Below are 17,784 nucleotides of genomic sequence, written 5' to 3' on the forward strand. Positions count from 1 at the left end.
GGCCTCGCTGCGCTCGGGATAGAGGGGTTAGGGCCTCGCTGTGCTCGGGTTAGAGGGGTTAGAGGGGTTAGAGGGGTTAGAGCCTCGCTACGCTCGGCGGTAGAGGGTTAGCATTTCCACTTTGCGAATTTCTCGTGCCGGGTAATCATGTACGACAGTAGCCGGCCTACTTCTTCCGAGAGGGTGAGGAGGGTGTTGTATTGTTCCTTTTGGATGTACTTCGCGGCCAGGGCCAGCTCAAGCCACACCTGCGTTTCCATGTTCTCCCCAATGCAAATCACCAACTTAGACCGGTAGTGCCTGGGATAAGAACGGACCGCATGCACCTCAGCCAAATTCGCACAGACCGACCGGGAGCAGCGGCGAATCTGATCGGCCATGCTCCGTTCATGTGGTGGAAACCGCAGGCTGACGTTTACGATTTTAAGGGATAGATCGAACGCTTTGCGGTAGGCAGCCCAGGCTCTAAATGCGGAAGTTTTCATGTCGCTTTTTTGGTTTCCCTTAAAAATGGAGCCAAGCCATACGACTACTCGTCAATTATTCGTATAAAATCGTTTATATACGGATTCATACGCTTGGTGTCTCAGCGCAACGTCTATCCCAGGCCGCAGGACATTTGTCTCAGCGTAGCGTCTGCCCCAGGCCGCAGGCCGTCTGTCTCAGCGCAGCGTCTATTCCAGGCCGCAGGACGTCTGTCCCAGCGCAGCGTCTGTCCCAGCGAAGCGTCTACCCCACATCCCCTATCTTATCCACCCCATCCGACCAACAGCCCCTCATGTCCAAAACCGTTTTTCTGATTTTGCTGGCGTCGTTTCTGACCATGTTGATTTTGGCTCTGGTGATCTACCTCGTATGGCGGCAACGCAGTTCCGGTTCCCTGCCGTCGAAGATCAGCGACCGCGATCTGCTGCTGCGACTGTCGCGGGAACCCGACGGCTTCCTCACCCCCGATCGGCTTTCGAAATCGACCCAACTGACCAAGGGTGAGGCCCGTTCCCGCCTGATGCGGCTGGCGATGGCGGGACTGCTGGACCAGGGCTACAACCGGCGACTGGTGAGCCACTACACCCTGCGGGAGCCACTGGACGACCGCGAGCCGCCGGACCTTTCCGTCGATCCCTTCCTCACGGTGGACGACCTTCTGCTGCTGTTCAAGCGCTACGACTTCCGGCCCCGCGACCAGGACCTGATTATGGCTACCGGACTGCCGCTGGCAATGATCCGGCGGGAAATGAAGTATTTCGCTTCCGAAGGTGTGGTGGACATCCTCTACCTCTCAGCCGGCTACGGTAAACAGAGCCAGCGCACCTACGTACTGCAGGAGCCTTACCGCAGTCAGCCCGACGCCTTCCGGAGGCGGGCCAGCCGGGACGACCTGGAACTGCGGGAGATCCTGCGCAACGACAACTATATCGTATAGCACCGGCAACCCGGTGCGTGGCGGGCTACTGCATTTCAGGTCAGCAATTTGTACCTTTGCGGCCGCTAAGCCGGCTTTTCCGGCCCGCCCCCCAATCCCCTGCCCTATGCTAACCGCCACCGGTATCTACCAACAGTACGGCGATCGTATCCTTTTCGACCGCGTGACCTTTACCATCGGCACCCGCGACAAGGTCGGGCTCGTGGGCCGCAATGGTGCGGGCAAATCGACCATGCTCAAGATCATCGCCGGCGACGTCAACCCCGATGAGGGGAAGGTGCAGCGGGAAAGTGGCTCCACCCTGGGCTTCCTTCACCAGGAGATGGACCTGCCCAGCGGCAATACGGTGCTGGAGGAAACCCTGACGGCCTTCGCCCACATCCAGGAGATGGAGGACCGCCTCGAGGAACTTAACCGCGAAATGGAGGTAAGGACCGACTACACCTCCGACTCCTACGCCTCCATGCTGGAGGAATTCACCCACCTGACCGAGCGTTTCGCCCTGGTTGGCGGCATCACCATGGAGGCGGAAGCCGAGCGCGTACTTAAGGGACTGGGTTTCGAGCAGAAGGACTTCCGTCGGCAGACCACCGAATTCTCCGGCGGCTGGCAGATGCGCATCGAGCTGGCCAAGATGCTGTTGCAGCGCCCCGACTACCTGCTGCTGGACGAACCGACTAACCACCTGGACATCGAGTCGATCATCTGGCTGGAGAACTGGTTGAGCTCCTATTCAGGGGCGGTCATCACCATCAGTCACGACCGGCAGTTCCTGGACAACGTGACCAACCGTACCCTCGAGATCGAACTGGGCAAGGTGTACGATTACAAGGCCGGCTACAGCAAGTACGTGGAGCTGCAGGCCGAACGGCGGGAAAAGGCCGAGGCCGCCTACCTGAACCAGCAGAAGGTGATCGCCGACAAGGAAAGGACCATCAGCCGCTTCATGGCCAAGGCCACCAAGACCAAGATGGCCCAGTCGATGCAGAAGCAGCTCGACAAGATCGAGCGCATCGAGCTCGACGAAACGAATACCGCGGTGATGAACCTCCGCTTCCCCCCCGCCCCCCGTTCCGGGGCCATTACCCTCCAGGCCCGGGGGGTGACCAAGACCTACGGCAAGCTGAACGTCCTGCGCGGGGCGGACCTGAAGATCGACCGCGGCGACCGCGTGGCCTTCGTAGGGCAGAACGGGCAGGGCAAAACAACCCTGGCCAAGATTCTGATCGGCAAGATCCCCGCTACCTCCGGAGAGGTGGAGCTGGGCCACAACGTCAGCGTTGGCTACTACGCCCAGAACCAGAGCGACGCCCTGGACGGCAACAAGACCCTGCTGGAAACGATGGAGGAGGCCAGCCCGCCCGAAATGCGGACCCGCCTGCGCAGCATCCTCGGCGCTTTCCTGTTCTCGGGTGAGGACCAGGACAAGAAAGTGATGGTGCTCTCCGGTGGCGAACGCGCCCGCCTGGCCCTGGCCTGTATGCTGCTGCGGCCCTTCAACCTGCTGGTGCTGGACGAACCTACCAACCACCTCGACATGGCCAGCAAGGACATGCTGAAGTCGGCCCTCATGGACTACGACGGCACCCTGCTGGTCGTCAGCCACGACCGGGAATTCCTGGCCGGCCTGACCGACCGTACCATCGAGTTCCGGGACCACCAGCTCTACGAGCACCTCGGCGACGTGAACGCCTTCCTGGAAAAGCGGCAGCTTAACGACATGCGCAGCGTCGAACTGGAAAAACCCAAGAGCAACGGAACCGCTTCCACCCCGGCACCCGCGCCCCGCGCCCCCCTGGACAACGACGAACGGCGGCGGCTGCAGAAGGAGGTCGGCAGCGCCGAGCGGAAGATCGAGCGACTGGAGCAGGACATCGAGAAGATCCACCTGAAAATGGCCGACCCCTCCTTCTATGAAGATGCCCAGCGGGTGGAGAAGACCACCGCCGAGCTCAAGCGCAAGCAGGAAGAACTGGACCAGGTGATGGAAGCCTGGGAAGCCGCCAGCTTCCAGCTGGGAGAGTAGGGATCAGGGACTGGCAAGAGAGCCAAGCGGGAATCGGGATTAGGGCAGCCGCCCGACATTAATTCTGCGCTACGGAATTATACCCTTAAATAATTCCTAATTCCCCGTAGTGAGCTATACTTTTCGGTGGCCCGAAGCGTATATTACGTATCAGGTTCCATCCGTGTTCACTCCCTCCCTTGCTACCCCAGATCTTGAAAATACGCTCCATGAAAATTGTCCTCGCGCGGCTCACGGCACTCACCCTTTGTCTGTTGGCTTTTGCGAATACGAACCTTACCAACCTGGGCAATCCGGCCAACTACCAGCGCTTCAGCATTCCGTTTTACGCCCAGCCGGTGGCCGTCACCTACGATCCCGCCATGCTGGTCAAGGAGCCCAGCTCACTGTCCAACGCCTCCATCCGCAACACCTACAACCAGCTGGAACGCCGCCCCACCCAGGTGCTGCTGAACCACCTGCTGGCGGCCAAGGGGCAATTCAAGCTGAACGACTTTCTGTTTTTCAAACTGGCCCGCACCACCCTGAACACCATCTATCAGGGGCAATCCCCCCGCGCCCAGGAGATCACCCTCTACAAACTGCTCATCGACTCGGGTTTCGACGCCCGCCTGACCTTCCGGGGTGACCAGGTGTTCATCAACGTATATACCAAAGAGGACCTCTTTGAGGTACCCATCATTGAATCCGACGGGCGCACCTACGCCAACCTGAGCTGCGTGGACGGAGACTGCCAGGGGCGGCAGCGGCTGTTCATCTTCAACGACCACCCCAACCCCCGGGGCAAGTCGTTCGGCTTCCAGCTGCCCAGCTGGCCGGAGCTGGCCGAGCAGCCCGTGGAAAAGGCCCTGCAGTTCAACTTCCACGGCATCACCCAGCACCTGAAGGTCACCTTCGACAAGACGATGGTCGACATCATGACCGACTACCCCTTCATCCACGAGTACTGCTACCTCGACACCCCCCTCTCCCCCACCCTGGCCCAGAGCCTGCTGCCCCAGCTGGAGCGGTACATGCAGCACATGGATACCCAGCAGCAGCTGGAGCTGTTGGCCAGCTTCACCCGCTCGGCCTTCGCTTACAAGGAGGACAATGAGTACTTCGGCCGCTCCAAGCCCATGGTACCCGAGGAGGTCTTCGGCTACAGCTACAGCGACTGCGAAGACCGCTCGGCCCTCTTCTTTGCCCTGGTACGCGACCTGCTCGACCTGCCCATGGCGGTCATCGCCTACGACGACCACCTGACCGTGGCCGTGGGCAGCGATATGCCCGGCGACTCCTTCAACTACAAGGGGCAGCGCTACATCTTCATCGACCCCACCGGCCCCCGCAACAGCAGCCGCATCGGGGTGGTGCCTCCCGGATACGAGGATAAAAGCTTCACGGTGATCGGCACCTACAATCAGGCTAAGTAACTGACAATCAGCGCCGGAATAACTAATTTTCGGCAAGGCACGCGGAGTTTCGGTGAATTACTACATTTGCCGCCCGAATCACCGGAAACAAATCGCGGCCTGATGGCTTTTTTAGGTACTTAAACAACAGTCAGTTATGTATTGGACGCTCGAACTCGCCTCACACCTGGAAGATGCCCCCTGGCCCGCCACCCGCGATGAACTCATCGACTACGCCATTCGCTCCGGCAGCCCCCTCGAAGTGATCGAGAACCTGCAGGCGATGGAAGACGAGGGCGAAAGCTACGAGGCCATCGACGACATCTGGCCCGACTACCCCCGTAAGGACGACTTCCTCTTCAACGAAGACGAATACTAGGAATCCCGACGGCTTCCCCGGTTTACGGGCGTGCATTTGATCCAGATTCCTTCTGACACGACGCCGGTAACCTTGGGTTGCCGGCGTCGTGTGCATTTCGGCCTCCGCAAAGGCCAAGAAAAATAAGCCTCCCGTGGCCAGCCCTCCCCCCCTTACCATCGCCATTGACGGATACAGCGCCTGTGGAAAGTCGACCCTGGCCCGCGCCCTGGCCCGCCGGCTCGGCTACAGCTACATCGATACCGGCGCCATGTACCGGGCCGTCACCCTGCAACTGCAGCGGTCCGGCGTCGACCTGGACGACGAATCCGCGGTAGCATCCACCCTCAGCGAAACGACCATCGGCTTCCGCCCCACCGACAACCACGTATTGCTGAACGGAGTTGACGTGGAAGACCAGATCCGGGGGCTCAACGTAAGCAATATGGTTTCCCAGGTGGCTGCCCTCTCGCAGGTGCGCCGCGCCATGGTGGACCAGCAGCGCCGCATGGGGGCCGACGGTGGGGTCATCCTTGACGGCCGCGACATCGGTACCGTCGTTTTCCCGGATGCGGACCTGAAGCTGTTCGTCACCGCCGACATCGAAACCCGCATCGACCGGCGGCTCAGCGAACTGCTCTCCAACGGACAGGAAGTCCGCCGCGAAGAGGTGGCCGCCAACCTGAAAGAACGCGACCATATCGACAGCAGCCGGGCCGATAGCCCCCTGCGCATGGCGGATGACGCCATCCTGCTCGACAACACCCACCTGAACCTCGAGCAACTCGTGGAGCGGGGCGCCGAACTGGTGGCCCAGATCAGAACGCCGAAAAGATAAAGTCGAAGATCAGGTAGGTCACCCAGACCAGCAGGATCATCATGATGATGATCGCCGCCACGACGGCCATCACCACCGGCCAGACGCTGCCCCGGTGGCGCCCCTCCTCGTAGTATTCGCGCATCAATTCCGCATTGCGGTAGTTGGCCTTGTAGAAGAGGTCGAAAATGTTCCCCAGCACCGGTACGGAGCCCACGAAGGCGTCCAGGATGACGTTGACCAGCATACGGGCCACCAGCCGCGGACTCGCCCCGTGGCGCGCCATGGTGGCCACGAGGGTACCCGACATGCCGAGGGAAAGAATGTCGCCCGCCCCGGGAACGAGCCCCAGGATGAAATCGAGGCCAAACCGGATGCCCGTGCCAGGGATACGGAATTTGGTGTCCAGCACCCGGCTGAAAGTATCTACCCACTGCAGCTGGGGTACGCGGCGCTGGGCTTCGGTAAGGATGGGTTGGTCGCTTCGGGTCATGGTCACGAATAGTGGGATATGGATTCCGATCTTCAAGCGCAAACCGGGCGCAGAGGTTCGCCGGCTACCGCAGGACGATCCGTACGGCAGCCGTACCGGCGGTGGCCTCTACCTGCAGCAGATAGATCCCGGCGGGGAGACCCGACAGGTCCGCTGAGTACTCCCGCAGCCCGGGGACCGTAAACTCCCTCACCACCTGCCCTACTCCGCTGATCACCCGGATATGTTGCACCCGCGACCCCGGCAAACCACCGAGGCGAACGAAAGTGGTCGCGGGATTGGGAAAGGCGCTGAGCGGGAAGTCCGCCGCCCCGGGAAATGCCGTCCCCGTCGTCGGCTCCCCGGCGGGCAGGTCGGAGCGGTAATAGGACAAGCCCCCCCGCTCGTTGCCCAGCACGAAGTCCAGCAATCCGTCACCGTCCAGGTTGCCCACGGCGGGCACTGAGAAGCTGCCCACGTCAACCGCGGCTACGGTATCCTCCAGTTCCGTAAAGGGCTGGGTATAATCGGTAAAGGAGTAGGCCTCCAGCGTCCCGGCCCGGTTGCCCGTCACCAGCAGAAAGCGGTCGGGATAGGTGATCACCACCGGACTGGGGTAGCCCGTAGAGAATCCAGGACGGTTGGTATTGATGCCGCCGAGCTGCAGGGCGTTGCCCGGGGCTCCGGTATCCGGGTCGTACCGGGGGGCAGTGGGTGTGCCTACGTTACGGTAAAAGCGGATGCGGCCGTCGTAGCCCCCTACCACCAGGTCGGGCAGACCGTCGCGGTCGAGATCCGCGATGTCCGGAACGGCCATCTGCCCGGCGTCCAGCCCCATATAGCTAAAAACCGGCTCGTCGAAAGTGGCAGGCCGTCCGGCTCCCGCGGTGTTTTCCAGGTAGATGAGTTGACCGCTGCGTTCGCCGACGATGGCATCCTGGTCACCGTCACCGTCCAGGTCGCCGAAGGTGGCGGTGAAAGCGGAGGTGGTGGACTGGAAGCGGCTCAGGCGGAGGTAATCATCGTCGGCCAGCACAAAGGCCGCCGGGCCGCCGGGGGGCGTCACGTTGCGGATGAGGCGCAGCCGGCTGTTGATGCGGCCGTCCGGGCTGTAGTTCTCGGTATTGCCGACCACTATATCCGGTCGGCCGTCGGCGTCGTAATCGAAGATGGCCGGGCGACTGCCGCTCCCGAAATCCAGGCTCTGGCGTACGAGGAGCTGGCTGTCGCGAAAGGCGAACTCCGGGGCCGCGTCCGTCCCCCGGTTGCGGTAGTACCAGCCTACGTTCACGTCCTCGGCGTTCAGCGTCTGGCTGGGGCTGGCCACCAGGTCTTTCACGCCGTCCTGGTCGATGTCCAGGTGGTAGGCGCCGGGGAAGAAGGGGATTTCGGCCACGGTGCCGTCGGAGTTCCAGGTGGGGTCCTGGCGGCTGATGTAGGCCTCTTCCCGGCTGCCGGTATTGCGTCCGAGCACCAGGTATTCAAAGGAAATATCTCCGAGCATGATGTCCTTCAGCCCGTCGCCGTCGTAGTCCAGCGTCAGCACCGTAGAGCCCGAGTGGCGTGGTTCGACGGGTAGTCCGGGCCGTTGGCTGCGGGCGCATTCCCCCGGGGCGGCGGCCAGGTCCAGGGCGGAGGTGAGGCCGCTTTCAAAGAAGCCGCCCCAGCATTCGTCTTCGAGGGTGAAGAGCAGGGTATCGCGGCCGAAACCCCGCTCCACGCTCTGGTTGCGGAAATATTCGACGTAGCCCCCCGCCACGCTGAAGGTGAGGATATCCAGGTCGCCGTCGCCGTCCAGGTCGTCGATGGCCGGATAGTCGATCGAGGTAATGAAGATGGGTACCGTGCCATTACCGAAGGGATAGCGCAGGCCGGCGTAGTCCGGTACGGGACCGAAGGTGAGCCATCCCTCCCCCGAGCGGAAGCCGCGGTATATCCTCAGCCCATCGGAGGAGGCGGCGTAGGTGAACAGGTCGTCGATTCCGTCGCCGTCGTAATCGCGCAGGATGACCCAGGCGTGGAGGTCGGTGGGGAAGCCCGCGGTGAGTTCCGGGGCGGGCCGGTAGTTGCCGCTGCCGTCGCCGCGCAGCGCGATCTGGGCATCGCCGGCCCGGTCGAAGAGGTAGAGGTCCTGGAGTCCGTCGCCGTCCAGGTCGGTGGCCATCCACTGGGGGGCGTTCAGTCCGCCCATCCAGGCCAGGGGCAGGGGCTCGCCGTCGGCCCCGGTAGCGGTGGGCTGGGCGGGCTGCAGGGCAAACTGGGCCGCCAGGAATCGGCAGAACATCAGCAGTACGGCAAGCAGGGCGGGTCGGATCATGGGGCAATGGCTTGACCAAGGTACGCCGGTACCCGGGGAATGTTTGTCGCTCCCCATCGTTCAGCCCGGTTTAGGCGGTAGGGGGTGGCCGGCGTATATTGGCCCGTCAAGATTTCCGTATGCCCGCCCCGACCCGCCTTATTCTCCTCCTGCTGTTCAGTCTTTTTACCGCCAGCGGGCTCGACGCCCAGTATCGCGTAAGTGCACGGGAAGGCGGATTATTCGTAGAGGGCGCGGACGCAGGTGCCACTTTCACGGTGAACGGCGATACGGTAGCGGCCAGCCCCGCCGGCAGCGGATTGTTGCTCTCCGTGGAGCCCGGCATCCAGCTGGTCCACTCGGGCGAACAGACTGAACTCTACCACCTCAGCCCCGCCGAGGGCCCGGATCAGCTGCGGCGGATTCCCCTCTGGCTGTCGATCCTGCCCCCCCTGATCGCCATCGGGCTGGCCCTGATCTTCAAGGAGGTCATCATTTCCCTCTTCGCGGGCATCTGGGTAGGTGCCTTCATTGCGGGCGGACTGCGGTTCGAATTTTTCCTGGGGGTCATCAAGTCACTGTTGGCTACCATTGATACCTACATCATCGAATCCCTGAACGACAGCGGCCACCTCTCGGTGCTGGTCTTCAGCCTCATGATCGGCGGCATGGTGGCCGTCATCAGCCGCAACGGCGGCATGGCCGGGGTGGTACACCGGATGTCGAAATACGCCACCAATCCCCGCCGCGGACAGTTCGTGACCTGGCTGCTGGGCGTGGCCATTTTCTTCGACGACTACGCGAATACCCTGATCGTGGGCAACACGATGCGGTCGGTCACCGACAAATTCCGCATCAGCCGGGAGAAACTGGCCTACATCGTCGACTCCACCGCCGCTCCCGTTGCTTCGGTGGCCTTCATCACCACCTGGATCGGCGCCGAGCTGGGCTATATCGGCGACGGCATCGAGCAGGTGCCCCACTTTGCCGACAGTACCCCCTACGCGGTATTCATCGAGTCGCTGAAGTACAGCTTCTACCCAATCCTTACCCTGGCCTTCATCCTCTACCTCATTTACCAGCGCCGCGATTTCGGACCGATGCTGACCGCCGAAACGCGGGCGCGCACCACGGGGGTCGTCAAGGCCCGGGGCGCGGAAGAGAGCGCCGGGGGCGAGCAGGAGGACCTGGATCCCATCCCGGGTGCTCCGCTGCGTGCCCGGAATGCCGCCATTCCCGTGCTGACGGTGATCGTCATGACCATCATCGGCTTGCTGGACACCGGTCTGGGCAGCCTCCAGCAGGGGCTCGCCAATCCACCCGCCACCGGCGACTGGGGCGCGGTGTGGGGCGCGCTGGAAGGGGGCTTCTTCGTAAACTTGGGGCTCGTCATCGGGGCCGCCGACAGCTACGTGGCCCTGCTCTGGGCCAGCATGAGCGGCGTAATCGTGGCCATGGTCCTGACCATCGGCCAGAAGATCATGAACGTGGAAGAGACGATTGGATCCCTCACGGCCGGCTTCAAGGCCATGTTCTCCGCGGTGATGATCCTCACCCTCGCCTGGGCTCTGGCCCTCACCACCGAGCAACTACACACGGCTACCTTCCTGGTGGAGCTGCTGGGCGATGCCCTGAACCCCTACTTCCTCCAGCCGGTGATCTTCGTCCTGGCGGCCCTCATCAGTTTCTCTACCGGCTCCAGCTGGAGCACGATGGCGATCCTCTACCCCATTGCCATTCCGCTGACCTGGACGGTCGCCATGATGTCCGGTTGGGAAGAGGCCGCCGCGGCGGGACTGTTCTATAACGTGATCAGCACGGTGCTGGCCGCCAGTGTACTGGGTGACCACTGCTCCCCCATTTCCGACACCACCATCCTGTCCAGCCTGGCTTCCGACTGCAACCACATTGACCACGTACGGACGCAGTTGCCCTACGCCCTGACGGTGGGTGCGGTAGCCCTCCTCTGCGGTTTCCTTTCCACGGTGCTCGGCGGCGGGTGGCTGGTGTGCCTTTCGCTGATGGCCGCGGGGCTCATCGTGCTGTGGTTCGTGGTCCGCACCTTCGGGCAGACAATGGAGATGGACCTTTAATTTTCCTCCGGGCTGCGGATGCGGTAGACGTGGATGTCGCCGGCTTCCAGCAGCAGGGTATCGAGCCGCGTCTGCACGGCGGAATCCTGGTCGAACTTGCGGCTGTTGGAGTAGAGGTAGTTCACCCCCCGGTTGCGGTGGAGGTCATCTATCCATTCCGGTTGCAGGTGGTTGCTGTGGAACACGTAGCCCCGTTTGCGAATCAGCCAGGTAAAGATGTGGGCGGAGATGTCGTTCAGGGCGATCACCTTTTCGTCGTCGTCCACGGCGGCCTGCAGCGCCTCTTGGTGGCGGTAGGCGTCCTGCATCACGTTGTAGTAGGCTCCGGTCTCCGCCGCCCAGAGGGGTTGCCGCAGTTGGTAGGCATACCAGGGGGCGGCGAGCACGGCGGCCCCGACCAATACGGCACCCGCGCCCCGCGCCCGCGTCCCGGAAGTCCATTGCCAGATGCGCCCCGCACCGGCCGTCACGACAATGTAGAGCCACGGCAGGAGGGGCAGCAGGTAGTAGTCGTGGACTACGGTGATGGTATTCCACTGCAGGGCGACGTAGACGAGGGTGACCCCGGCCAGCGCCCAGACGTACCGCGCATACGGCACCGGCGTCCGTCGCGTGGCCGGCCAGAGGATACCGAGCAGCAGCAGGCCCCACATGGGCGGGGAGAGCAGGTCGTAAGGGATGTACTGCTCCAGGAAGAAATCGAGGATCTTCAGGTTTTCCTCCCGGCTGTTGGCGCTGCCGAAGATGCCGTAGAGTACGGGATTGCTGCCCCAGCCCGGCATGACCCAGCGGTACCAGAGCACGGCCGGCACGATGAACAGCAGGTGCAGGCCGGCGAAGGCCATCGCCCGCCGCCGCCGGCCCGGTTGCCACACCCGGCCCAGGGTGTATACCACCCCGACGATGGCGAACATGGCGAAGGGGAGCTTGGCCAGGGTGGCTAGGAGGAGGAAAGAGACCGCCCCGAACAAACTGGTCCAGCGCTCGTCACGGAAGTAAGCGAAACAGCAGTAGAGGTACCAGATGCCGGCCGACAGCGCCAGCAGGTCGGGCAGCACGTTAACGGTGTAGAAGTAGAACAGGGGACAGAACTGCAACAGCACGGTGCCCACCAGGGAAATGCCCGGCGGGACGCCCTTGGTGCGCAGCAGGAGAAAAAACCCAGCCAGCCCGAAGACCCCCACCAGCCACACCACTACCCGAGCGACGAGGACGCTCTCCCCCACGGCCCGCTGCACCTGGGCGATGCTCCACTGGAGGACGGGAAACTCGTAGCGCAGCAGGTTGTCGTGGCTGCCGTTGAAGTGACTGACCCGCGTATTGCGGATGTCGTTGTCGTAGTGGAGGAAATTGCGGACGTTCCACATCGTCTGGCTCTGCCGCCAGTTGTGCCGCCCCTGGATTTCCAGGGGGAAAATGGTCCAGTGTAGTCCGATGCTGACCAGCAGGCTCAGCAGAAATCCGGCCAGCAGGGCGGGTCGTTGGGGCAGGCGCATACGGTAAAGGTAGCCACGGCGGCCGCTACCCTAACTGATGAGGTAGCCGTGGCTGACGGCCAGCTGCTCCGGGGGGTAGTTACCGATGTCGGGGTGCACCGCTACAGTGTGCAGGTCGGCCAGGCTGCCGGGGCGGACGTTCTCCTCCCGGACCGGGATGCCGAGCTCGGCGTACATGCGGCAGTAGTCCGGCCATCGCAACCGGTTCTGGGGCTGGATCTCGTTGTCGATCAGGGCCCACTGCCGGTGGCTGAACTGCAGGAAATTGTAGATCGTGATTCCCGGGTCGAGGTGGGCGAAATGGTCGGAGAGGTCCACGAAGTGGCTCATCACCCCCGTGGGCTTCACCACCCGCTTGAACTCGCGGAGAATGTCACGCAGCACCTCGGGGTAGACGTGCTCGAAGGTATTGTTGGAGCAGATGAGGTCGAAGCTGTCGTCGGCGAAGTCCAGGCGGGTGGCGTCCATGATGCGGGCTTCCAGCCGGAGGCGGGCGTTCACTTCGCGGACGGTATAGCGATCGGGGTCGCGGGCGATCTCGCGCAGGGCTTCCAGCCGGGTGGCGTCCACTTGGTCCAGGTAAGGCTGCAGCAGCCCCCGGTCGTGATAGTCCAGGATGCGGGTGAACGCCAGTAGCTGACGGTCGCGGCTCATCCAGTTGCGGATGTCGATGGACACGATACGGGAGAAGCCCGCCAGGTACAGCAGGGTCGGGACGATCGGGTACCAGCCGGTGCCCAGCTCCAGGGCGGTGGCCTGCCCGGGCGGCACGGTGCCGTACTTGCGGTAATAGGCCAGGTGGTCGCGGGCGGCTTCGAGTTTGTAGCCGAGGTGCTCGTCGGTGAGGGCCACGCCCCGGGTGACGTAGCGCTGGAAGAGAAAATTGACCCGTTCGCGCTGCGGCAGGAAGGAGATTGCCTTCTGAACCACGGCTTTCAGCCACCACTTCGCCATTACACCTTGCGTCTTTCCCAGTAGTTCTGGCTTTCCACCTCTTCGAGTACCTGGAGGTAGGAATAGTAGCGCAGGTCGGTGACCCGGTCGTCTCCCTCCTCCACCGATTCCTTGACGGCGCAGCCCGGCTCGGTGCGGTGGAGGCAGGACCCGCCGAAGCGGCAATCCTGGCTGACGGCGAAGATCTCCCGGAAGTTGTGGGCTACGTCCTGGGGCTTCAGGTAATTGAAGCCGAGGGTCTTGATGCCGGGGGTATCGATCAGTTCCCCGCCGAAGCTCAGCTGGAACAGTTCCGCGAAGGTGGTGGTATGCTGTCCCTTCCCGGTGTAGTCGGAGAGTTCGCCGGTGCGCAGGTCCAGGCCGGGCTCCACGGCGTTCACCAGGGTCGATTTTCCTACCCCGCTCTGTCCGCTCAGCAGGCTCCGCTTGCCCTGCATGTGTTCCCTGAGTTCCTCGATGCCCTGTCCGGTTTGGGCGCTCACCAGCATGACCGTATAGCCGATGTCGGTATAGATATCCCGGATGACGGCGAAGGTTTCCATCTCTTCCTCTTCGTAGCGGTCGGCCTTGTTCACCACGATGGTGGTGGGGATGCCGAAGGGCTCGGTCATGAGGAGGAAGCGGTCGATGAAGCCGAGTTTCACCCCCGGGTCAATGATGGTGGTGATGAGGATGGCCTGGTCTACGTTGCTGGCGATCAGGTGGAGATCGTGCTTGCGGCGGGGGCTCTGGCGGACGACGTAGTTCTGGCGGTCGGCAATGCCGCGGATGGCGCCGGTTTCCTCGTCGTTGTTGGTTTCCACCTCTACGGTGACCCGGTCGCCGACGGCAATGGGGTTCGTCAGGTTCAACTCATCGAGGCGGAACTTGCCGGCGACACGGCAACGCAGCTCCCGGTCCCCCTCGGGGGTGGGGGTATCGAGCCGGACATTGTACCAGCTGCCGGTGGATTTCGTGACGGTGCCTTCGATCATGTGAAGGTTAAAAGTCGGGAATAGATCCGAAAGTTGCCGCCGCGGTCAATTTCCGGAGGTAGACCGCAGCGGTGGCCGCGCTTGCCGTGCAAGGGTTATCTTAGGACTTCCGGTCCCCACCCCGACCCTTATCCACCCCTACAATTTACTTACGTGAGCAAACTGCACCGCTATTCAATCAACACCCGCTGGACCGGCAACCGAGGCAGCGGCACCCTGGACTACCGCGCGTATTCCCGGGACCACGTGATCCAGGCCCCGGAAAAATCCGCCGAGATTGAAGCCTCCAGCGATCCCGATTTCCGGGGCGACAAGCGGCGGTACAATCCGGAGGAGCTGTTCGTTTCCAGCCTCTCCTCCTGCCATATGCTCTGGTACCTCCACCTGGCGTCGGTCAACGGCGTGGTTGTACTGGACTACGAGGACCGGGCGGAAGGGACCATGCTGGAGACCGACGGCGGCGCCGGACGATTTACGCAAGTGACCCTCCGGCCCCGGGTGCGCATCGCGGATCCCGCCAAGGTCGACCTGGCCAACCGCCTCCACGAGGAAGTGGGTCAGAAATGCTACATCGCCAATTCCGTCAAGGTCCCCCTCGCCTACGAACCGGAAACTACGGCGGCCGACAACTGATCGCGGCCCCGCCCGAAGAATAATGCCGTAATTTGCCGCCAGCCCCTCAAAACACAACACACTGTATAACAGTTACTTGCGACAATACAGGCGTTCGTAAACGCTTATATTCGACTATATACGTTTACAGACGTGGCAGCTGCGCCCCGCCGCCCTTACTTGCGGTCCAAACAATCCCCACCCCATGTCTACCAATCCGGAGCTGGAACTCGCCCACCAGTACGTCAGCCAGACCGACCGCCACATTTTTCTGACCGGCAAAGCCGGAACGGGGAAAACCACCTTCCTGCACCGCATCCGGGAGAGCGTGCCAAAGCGCAAGGTAGTAGTGGCACCCACGGGGGTGGCGGCCATCAACGCCCGCGGCGTGACCATCCACAGCCAGTTCCAATTGCCCTTCGGCGTGCTGACGGCCGCCCGCATCGAAGCCGAAATGCGTACCCACCGCCTGAGCCGCAAGAAAGCGGAGGTGCTGCGCAGCCTCGACCTGCTGGTCATCGACGAGATCAGCATGGTCCGGGCTGACGTACTCGACGCCCTCAGCGCCGTGCTGCGCAAGTACCGGTCCGACGACCGCCCCTTCGGTGGGGTACAGCTGCTGATGATCGGCGATCTCCACCAGTTGCCCCCCGTGGTACGCGATGAGGAGTGGCAGCAGTTGCGCGGCGACTACGAGACGCCCTACTTTTTCGGCAGCCGGGAGCTGGCGCGGGCCGGGGTGGTCACCATCCAGCTGCGCCACATCTATCGCCAGTCGGATGCCACCTTCATCGAACTCCTGAACCGGGTGCGCCACGACCGCCTCGATGCGGCCACCCTGGCGCAGCTGAACAGCCGGTACCGGGGACCGGAGTTCCAACCGGCTGCGGGCGAGGATTACATCACCCTGACCTCTCACAACCGGACGGCCAACGCCATTAACGAGCGGCAACTCGCTACCCTCTCCGCCCCCCTCCACAAATTCGAGGCCAAGGTGACGGGCACCTTTCCGGCCTCCATGTACCCCAACGACCCCGAACTGGAATTCCGGGTGGGGGCCCAGGTGATGTTCAACAAGAACGACACCGCGGAGCACCGCTACTTCAACGGTAAGATCGGCCGCATTACCGCCATCACCGGCAACCTCATCACCGTGGAATGCCCGGGAGAGGAAGAGGCCATTGAGGTAACCCCCGTGGAGTGGGAAAACCGGAAGTACGAACTGAACGCCAAGACCAAGGAGGTGAACGACGAGGTCATTGGCACCTATTCCCAACACCCCCTGCGGCTGGCCTGGGCCATCACCATCCACAAGAGCCAGGGCCTGACCTTTGACCGGGTCATCATCGATGCGGCGGACGCCTTCGCCCACGGTCAGGTGTACGTGGCCCTGAGCCGGTGCAAGACCTTCGAGGGGATCGTGCTCCGCAGCCGGATTGGCGACCACAGCGTAAAGACCGACCGGGTGGTACGCGACTACTCCAGCCGCGCCGAAGAGGAGGTGCCTACCGCGGAAGACCTGCGCGAGGACCGCCGCCGCTACCAGTTGAACTGCCTGGGGGAATTGCTGGACTTCACCGCCCTCGAGCAGGCCATGGCCCTGCTCGAGCGGGCCCTGTTCGAACACGAGCGGTCCATTCAGGGCGAAGGGCTGGCCCAGACCCGGGAGTTGCGTAAGCGGCTGGAAGAGGAGGTCATCCGGCTTTGTAGGAGTTTCCGCGGGCAACTGCGTGCCTACGCCGGCGATGCGGAGCTGCCGGCGGATCATCCGGAGCTGGCCGGTCGACTCAAGAAAGCCGGCGCCTATCTGCTGCCCCTCCTGGAATCGGTCTACGCCGACCTGGGGCAGTTGTCGTTCATGTCGGACAACCAGAAAGTGTACGAAACGGTCTCGGATCGCCTCAAGTCGGCCGCCCGGGAGCTGGCCATCAAGCTGCGGACGTTCAAGGTGGTGCGGGACGGCTTCGACCCCGACGGTTACCAGCGGGCCCGGGCCGACGCGACCCTGGACTTCGAGCGGCAGCAGACGAAAAGAACCACCACGGTGCTGTCCTCCACGGAGACCGCCCATCCGGAGCTGTACGCCCAGCTGGCCCAGTGGCGGAACCGGGTGGCGGAGGCCTCCGGCCTGCCCCCCTACCGCATCCTCCACAATACGGTGTTGCTGAGCATCAGCAATTTCCTGCCCGCCAACGAGCGGAGCCTGCTGGCCGTTCCCGGCTTCGGGCCGCGGTCGCTGGAAACCTACGGCAAGGAGCTGCTCGACCTGATCGACGCCTACGCCCGCAGTCGGGCGGAACCCGTAAGCCGGGGGCAGGCCGCCAAATCCAAACTACAGAAGGAGGATACCCGCCTGGTCACCCTGCAACTCACGCGGGAAGGGAAAAGCGTGGCGGAGATTGCCGCCGCCCGCAAGCTTTCGGAAAGCACGATCTATGGCCACCTCGCGCACTGGATCGAACGGGGCGAGCTGGCCCCGACGGAGGTGATGGAGAAAAAACGGCTGAAAGAACTGGTGGACTACCTCACCACCACGACGGAAGATCAGCCCCTGCGGGAGATCTACGACCACTTCGAGCAGGCTTACGATTACGGGGAGATCCGCATCGGGATGGCCGCGCGGCAGCTCGGATGAGGGGCAGGGACAAAAAAAAGAGGCAACAAGTTGCCTCCCAATAACCCCAAAAAACCAAATGAAAACTAATTCTTCGAAAGGCAGGCAGGATTATCTACCGCCATTCCGTACCGTTAAGGTAATTTAAATTTAATCACCAGCAAGGAAACTGACAACTTTTTTTTCACTTTCCCGGCAACTTCAGCCGGTAAACCCGTAGTGAGCCCAAGCCCCCGGCATTTCCTTACCTTTGCA

14 protein-coding genes are annotated in these 17,784 nt (G+C 62.6%); 8 read left to right on the top strand and 6 right to left on the bottom strand.

Features of this window, described 5'->3' with window-relative positions:
* Positions 1-107: 107 nt before the first annotated feature.
* Positions 108-485 (bottom strand): four helix bundle protein, encoded by a 378-nt coding sequence (locus tag CGL56_RS04120; protein ID WP_099105212.1) that lies wholly within the window; start codon positions 483-485, stop codon positions 108-110.
* Between the two features lie 293 nt (positions 486-778).
* On the opposite strand from CGL56_RS04120, the gene CGL56_RS04125 reads away from it, so the two are divergent.
* From CGL56_RS04125 to cmk, 5 genes are all read left to right on the top strand, one after another.
* Complete coding sequence (locus CGL56_RS04125; RefSeq protein WP_099105213.1) at positions 779-1,423, top strand: hypothetical protein; 645 nt, start codon at positions 779-781, stop codon at positions 1,421-1,423.
* Positions 1,424-1,529: 106 nt separating this feature from the next.
* Positions 1,530-3,449 (top strand): ABC-F family ATP-binding cassette domain-containing protein, encoded by a 1,920-nt coding sequence (locus tag CGL56_RS04130; protein WP_099105214.1) that lies wholly within the window; start codon positions 1,530-1,532, stop codon positions 3,447-3,449.
* A gap of 209 nt (positions 3,450-3,658) precedes the next feature.
* Complete coding sequence (locus CGL56_RS04135) at positions 3,659-4,864, top strand: hypothetical protein (RefSeq protein ID WP_143470599.1); 1,206 nt, start codon at positions 3,659-3,661, stop codon at positions 4,862-4,864.
* A gap of 136 nt (positions 4,865-5,000) precedes the next feature.
* Positions 5,001-5,222: a DUF2795 domain-containing protein gene (locus tag CGL56_RS04140; protein ID WP_068220307.1), complete on the top strand. Its 222-nt coding sequence runs from the start codon at positions 5,001-5,003 to the stop codon at positions 5,220-5,222.
* Positions 5,223-5,355: 133 nt separating this feature from the next.
* Positions 5,356-6,039 (top strand): (d)CMP kinase, encoded by a 684-nt coding sequence (gene cmk, locus CGL56_RS04145; RefSeq protein ID WP_099105520.1) that lies wholly within the window; start codon positions 5,356-5,358, stop codon positions 6,037-6,039.
* Here cmk and CGL56_RS04150 read toward each other — a convergent pair.
* Complete coding sequence (locus CGL56_RS04150; protein WP_099105216.1) at positions 6,020-6,511, bottom strand: DUF4112 domain-containing protein; 492 nt, start codon at positions 6,509-6,511, stop codon at positions 6,020-6,022. The genes cmk and CGL56_RS04150 overlap by 20 nt on opposite strands.
* A gap of 64 nt (positions 6,512-6,575) precedes the next feature.
* Entirely contained in the window at positions 6,576-8,807 is a 2,232-nt protein-coding gene (locus CGL56_RS04155) for a T9SS type A sorting domain-containing protein (RefSeq protein WP_167641488.1), read from the bottom strand.
* Between the two features lie 119 nt (positions 8,808-8,926).
* Here CGL56_RS04155 and CGL56_RS04160 point away from each other — a divergent pair, with 119 nt between their 5' ends.
* Positions 8,927-10,879, top strand: coding sequence for a Na+/H+ antiporter NhaC family protein (locus tag CGL56_RS04160; RefSeq protein WP_099105218.1), 1,953 nt, complete (start codon positions 8,927-8,929; stop codon positions 10,877-10,879).
* Here CGL56_RS04160 and CGL56_RS04165 read toward each other — a convergent pair.
* Genes CGL56_RS04165 through rsgA form a run of 3 tightly spaced genes read right to left on the bottom strand, consistent with a single transcriptional unit; the run spans position 10,876 to position 14,303 of the window.
* Positions 10,876-12,375 carry an ArnT family glycosyltransferase gene (locus CGL56_RS04165; protein WP_099105219.1) on the bottom strand — a complete coding sequence of 500 codons (1,500 nt, stop codon included), beginning with the start codon at positions 12,373-12,375 and terminating at the stop codon, positions 10,876-10,878. The two genes, CGL56_RS04160 and CGL56_RS04165, sit on opposite strands and share 4 nt — an antisense overlap.
* Positions 12,376-12,405: 30 nt before the next feature.
* Positions 12,406-13,329 (bottom strand): class I SAM-dependent methyltransferase, encoded by a 924-nt coding sequence (locus tag CGL56_RS04170; protein ID WP_099105220.1) that lies wholly within the window; start codon positions 13,327-13,329, stop codon positions 12,406-12,408.
* Positions 13,329-14,303 (bottom strand): ribosome small subunit-dependent GTPase A, encoded by a 975-nt coding sequence (gene rsgA / locus CGL56_RS04175; protein WP_187305568.1) that lies wholly within the window; start codon positions 14,301-14,303, stop codon positions 13,329-13,331. Before rsgA ends, CGL56_RS04170 begins: the two co-directional genes overlap by 1 nt.
* Positions 14,304-14,456: 153 nt before the next feature.
* Between rsgA and CGL56_RS04180 the strand changes: the two genes are divergently transcribed.
* Together CGL56_RS04180 and CGL56_RS04185 are read left to right on the top strand one after the other, a co-directional pair.
* Positions 14,457-14,936 (top strand): OsmC family protein, encoded by a 480-nt coding sequence (locus tag CGL56_RS04180; RefSeq protein ID WP_099105221.1) that lies wholly within the window; start codon positions 14,457-14,459, stop codon positions 14,934-14,936.
* 184 nt (positions 14,937-15,120) lie between these two features.
* Positions 15,121-17,550 carry a helix-turn-helix domain-containing protein gene (locus CGL56_RS04185; protein ID WP_099105222.1) on the top strand — a complete coding sequence of 810 codons (2,430 nt, stop codon included), beginning with the start codon at positions 15,121-15,123 and terminating at the stop codon, positions 17,548-17,550.
* The last annotated feature ends 234 nt before the right edge of the window (positions 17,551-17,784 follow it).

Origin of the sequence: Neolewinella marina (assembly GCF_002631205.1) — a bacterium.
Taxonomy (GTDB): domain Bacteria; phylum Bacteroidota; class Bacteroidia; order Chitinophagales; family Saprospiraceae; genus Neolewinella; species Neolewinella marina.

Excerpts from the sequence above, each read along its gene's own strand:
- rsgA (WP_187305568.1), bottom strand. The coding sequence starts at position 14,303 with ATGATCGAAGGCACCGTCACGAAATCCACCGGCAGCTGGTACAATGTC.
- CGL56_RS04120 (WP_099105212.1), bottom strand. The coding sequence starts at position 485 with ATGAAAACTTCCGCATTTAGAGCCTGGGCTGCCTACCGCAAAGCGTTC.
- CGL56_RS04125 (WP_099105213.1), top strand. The coding sequence starts at position 779 with ATGTCCAAAACCGTTTTTCTGATTTTGCTGGCGTCGTTTCTGACCATG.
- CGL56_RS04150 (WP_099105216.1), bottom strand. The coding sequence starts at position 6,511 with ATGACCCGAAGCGACCAACCCATCCTTACCGAAGCCCAGCGCCGCGTA.
- CGL56_RS04185 (WP_099105222.1), top strand. The coding sequence starts at position 15,121 with ATGTCTACCAATCCGGAGCTGGAACTCGCCCACCAGTACGTCAGCCAG.
- CGL56_RS04140 (WP_068220307.1), top strand. The coding sequence starts at position 5,001 with ATGTATTGGACGCTCGAACTCGCCTCACACCTGGAAGATGCCCCCTGG.
- CGL56_RS04170 (WP_099105220.1), bottom strand. The coding sequence starts at position 13,329 with ATGGCGAAGTGGTGGCTGAAAGCCGTGGTTCAGAAGGCAATCTCCTTC.
- CGL56_RS04155 (WP_167641488.1), bottom strand. The coding sequence starts at position 8,807 with ATGATCCGACCCGCCCTGCTTGCCGTACTGCTGATGTTCTGCCGATTC.
- CGL56_RS04135 (WP_143470599.1), top strand. The coding sequence starts at position 3,659 with ATGAAAATTGTCCTCGCGCGGCTCACGGCACTCACCCTTTGTCTGTTG.
- CGL56_RS04160 (WP_099105218.1), top strand. The coding sequence starts at position 8,927 with ATGCCCGCCCCGACCCGCCTTATTCTCCTCCTGCTGTTCAGTCTTTTT.
- CGL56_RS04165 (WP_099105219.1), bottom strand. The coding sequence starts at position 12,375 with ATGCGCCTGCCCCAACGACCCGCCCTGCTGGCCGGATTTCTGCTGAGC.
- CGL56_RS04130 (WP_099105214.1), top strand. The coding sequence starts at position 1,530 with ATGCTAACCGCCACCGGTATCTACCAACAGTACGGCGATCGTATCCTT.